This window comes from uncultured Actinomyces sp. (genome assembly GCF_963526355.1).
Lineage (GTDB): Bacteria > Actinomycetota > Actinomycetes > Actinomycetales > Actinomycetaceae > Actinomyces.
Map to the genome: position 1 here is coordinate 1 of NZ_CAUROW010000141.1, position 4,097 is coordinate 4,097.

A 4,097-nucleotide genomic window follows, 5' to 3' on the forward strand; every position below is an offset into this window, starting at 1 on the left:
TCGCGGATGCGGAAGGGGAGGTCGTAGATGTAGGAGACGCCAGAGCCTGGGTGGGTGTGAGTGCGCTCCGATAGTGGCATGTCCTCGTTGGAGGTAGGACGCTGGCGCTTCTCCCAGGCCTGGCGGACAGGAGTCGGCAACTGGCGGCCATTCGCGTCATAGACGTAGGCGCCCTGGCCGCGGCCATGGTCGTAGTCGTACAACACCGCGAACTGGGTGCGGTAAATCGTGCACAAGTCCTCGATCGGCACGCCCAGCATCATTGCCACCATGACATCGATCTCCGCCTGCGCATTACGACGATCCTCCGCCCGACGCAACGGCGTATCCGCCGTCCACTCCGGACCAATCGGACGCTCGTCATAACGCTCAAGAATTGGTGCATCACTCGCAAACGAATCATCCCAACAATCGGCCCACAGTTTCGCGTAGGCTTCAGTGACGCAGTTAAGACGGAGTGTTCGAACTGCGGTACGTTTTACGAGAGGGTGGTTAATGGAGATTGCGGGTAGGAGTATGAAATCACGGGGATAAATGTGGTTGCGCCCGTATGATCTAAGTAAGAAATCGGAGCATAGGGTCGTTGCAGTGCTCATGGTTGAAAGAAGATGAGCAAGGCTATCTGGACATGCTGCCGAGTTTACTGTTCCTACATGGGCTGCGCCAGGAGGGATCATGGCTGGTGTAAGAGTCCGCTCGCCGGTTGTGGGTACCATGGAACGCCAGGCAATGCGATAGTGGTCGCGGGCGGGAGATTTATCCCAGTGAGTGTAGAGGCGATCGTAGGTGGGGCGGTCACCTGACGGTTTGTACTGGGTAGTGGGCTGTGCGCTCGGGGCAAGCGCTTCCAGGTCTGTGGAGGTCCAGTCCTGGTTGTGTTTCATGGACTCGTTGGGCTGCTTGTACAGTGGGGTTGAGACGTGAAGGTGCGGGCCTTGAAGAATGGTGTCTTCCCAGGATGCGGGGCCCCATGATTTTGTGAACCTTCCATCGGTGAATGCTGCTCCTTCATCCCAACCGAGTGAGAACTGGAGACCGATGCCACCGATGCGTGGTTGGCTTGCAAGCATGGCCAATGTGCGAGAAGCTGCTGAGTTCACGGTCGAGATCATCGGTGTGGAACGCCAGTCGTCAGAGTCCGTTACTGATTGCCAGGTCTTCAGTGCTGCTTCATCAATGGATTCGATGCGGGCTGCGTGCGGCCGTAAGTCCCAGGTTCCGGTGTGTGGGTCTTTGAAGCCTGGTTCCTCGCCGTTGCCATTGTGCAGTAGGGAGCGCACGACTGTATCTGGGTGATACAAGGCTACCGCATGAAGGAATCGTGGAGGGCGAGGTCTTCCATATACGTGAACTCCGTAGTGCTTGTGATCTTCAATGTCAAAGAGTCGGAGTTCATTAATGAATCGCCAGTGCCGCCGCAGGTGTTCGTATGTGATGGCGCGAAGTTCCGGGGTTTTTGTGTCAGTGAAATGTGTGTCCATGTGGATAAGCGACGAGATGCCGTGCTCGTTCTGGTGCTCCCACACCTTGCACATGAAGGCCCGGTAAAGGTCGGGGCGGCCTTCCATGATCGGGTAGACGGTCTGGTCGCTGATGAACTCAGCGAGAACTTCGGTCTCGGCGGCTCCGTCGAGCACTGTGGCGAGGACACCAGGACGTGCCAGAGTCTGCGGCAGGCGCTCCTGCCGGTCCGCAAGCGACGGCTTCTTCGTGAGCATCCACCAGGGATCGCCGTCGGCCAGAAGGGTCTCAACCGAGACGTCGGGCCTCACCCACGGAGGGTTCCCCACCTGGAGGTCGAAGCCTCCGCGGGCGAAGACGGTGGCAAAGTCCAGCTCCCAGTGGAAGAAACCCTGTGCTTTCGCCACCTCCTGGACCACGGTGAGCCACTCGTGCTCGTCAATGACCGACTGCACTGTGCGGGCTCCGGCGAGACCGAGCTCAACCTCCTCCATGGTCTCCAGCTCCGCCCAGGAGGAAGCATCCACCAGGGTCCCATCGGTGCCTTTGGCGTCCTTGACCTGCTTACCCAGCAACCCCTCCAAGGCATCCAGCCACTCATCGAGGCTCGGCGGGGTCACATCCGTGGTTAACGGCCAGAACCACAGGGCGCACCACGCATCCATGACCAGCCGCAGCCGCCGGTACGCCGAACCCGGCGCCGCCAGGTAGGCCTCGATGTCCTCACGGGACACCGTTGAACCGGAGCCCTCCTGCGCCTCGCGGCCCCACAGGTCGATGCGCCGAGAGGCCTCGGCCTCCGCCACCCGCAGGCGCCGCAGGGTCATCTCCCACAGCACCTCCACGCGCCGGGCCAAGGCCGTCAGCCGCAAGGACTGGGTGGTGCTCAGTGTCTTTGTGATGTCCTTGCGCCAGGTCTTGAGGGCCTTAAGCTGCTCGGCATTGACCAGGTCTCGCACCTGCTTGGGAACCTCCACCGCGCTGCCCCAGCCCTTGGCCGGTAGGAGGAAATGATGAATGCTCCCGGAGACGTCCAGCGCCCCGCCGATCCGGTGCCGGGAGGCGGCATCGGCGTCGTCGAGCACGGCCGCCACCTGGCTCAGCGGCTCGGCCACCGGAGCGGCCGACAGCCAAGCCCTCTTCTTCAGCTGGGAGGTCGAGTACAGGGCTCGGCGCGCCCCCACCAGCGAGTTACCGCGCCGCAGCCGCAGCCCGAACCATGGGGCCGCCAGCCCCTCTACCATCGTGTCCAGCCACAGGGACACCTCCGCCAGCTCCACCGCCGTCGCATTGAGGTCCACCCCGTAGACCTGGTGCAGAGCGAGATACGCCTTCACCTTCGCCAGCTCCCGGGGCCGCTCCTCAGGATCCACGCGCCGGCCCAGCTCGCGCTCGCGCCGCGAGAGGTACTGCTCCGCCAGCTGGCGCACCGCCTCAATGGCGAAGGCTCCCGAACCCAGCGCCGGCTCACACACCGTCAGGTGCAGGATCTCCTCCGCGCTCGTCGTCCGCCCGTCCTGATCCAGCAGCTCGGCCAGCGCCTGCTGCACCGTGAATCGCGTCAGCACCTCCGGGGTGTAGAAGGAAGCCGAGCGCTGCCGGTCCCGGCCGGAAAGCCGGTAGACGAACTGGCCCTTCTCATAGGTGACGTTGCGGGGCTCGCCCGTCACCTCGTCCTCCACCGTCACAAAGTCCTTCTCCTCCAGGCCCTTCATGACGTCCTCGTGCACCACCCAGGAGCCCTTCGAGGCGTCCCCGCTCGGCGCCACCTCCCACAGGCGCTCGGTGGCGAAGGAGCCCGAGTAGCTCATGAGCCCCTCGTAGACGGCACCCAGCTGGTTGATGCCCAGCTCCACATAGGAGATGAAGCCACGGCCGCTCTTGCTGTTCTCCTTAGTCAGCAGCAGGTGGCGCAGCACCCGCAGCAGCGCCCCGTTGCCCAGGCCCACTTCGTCAATGAGGTCGGTTGCCACCGGGCGGAAAAGGTCGGCGCGCATCGGCCGGAAGACCAGGCCATCGAAGCTGCCCTCCTGCGCGGCCGGCACCTGCTCGTTGTGGCCCTCATCCACCAGGTGGAACAGGCGGTCCAAGGACTCGTAAATGTGCGTGCCCGCCTGGGCCGACTCCTCATGCAGCTCCCTCAAGGCCAGGTCGCGCAGACGATCCAGGCCGTAGCCGGCGTCGTACTCGGTGGCGCCCACCGGCAGGACCCCCAGCTCGGGGCTCGCCTCCGCATACAGCAGGAAGATGATCCGGTAGATGTAGCGCAGCGACTGCAGGGCCAGCTCCTGCGCTCGCTCCTGGGGCAGCGGCTCCAGCCCCCGCGCGGCGCGACGGCGCACCACCTCATTCGCAAGGATCTCAATCGAGGAGCGCACGCCCTCACGCAGGTCCTTCGAGACCCCCACCGTGTGGGCCGCCGAGTCCTCCAAGGTGGCCGCCCACCACGTCTCGCCCTCCGCCGTCGGCAGCAGGGAGCGGGCCTCCAGGCAGGTCAGGGCCCGTTCCACCTCGCCGCCGCGCGTGGCCTCATGACGCTCGACGACGAGCTGCACGTTGACCGCCAGCCAGCGGCCCTCCGGCCACCGCTCCCGCTCCGCCACCAGCGCCCACTGGCCCGCCAGGACCAGGGCGAA

The 4,097-nt window shown here is 64.2% G+C and carries 1 protein-coding gene; it reads right to left on the reverse strand.

The annotated features are described in order from the left end of the window. Positions 1-4,097: class I SAM-dependent DNA methyltransferase (locus RWR81_RS12785; RefSeq protein WP_314458100.1), on the reverse strand; the 4,097-nt coding region annotated here is incomplete at both ends.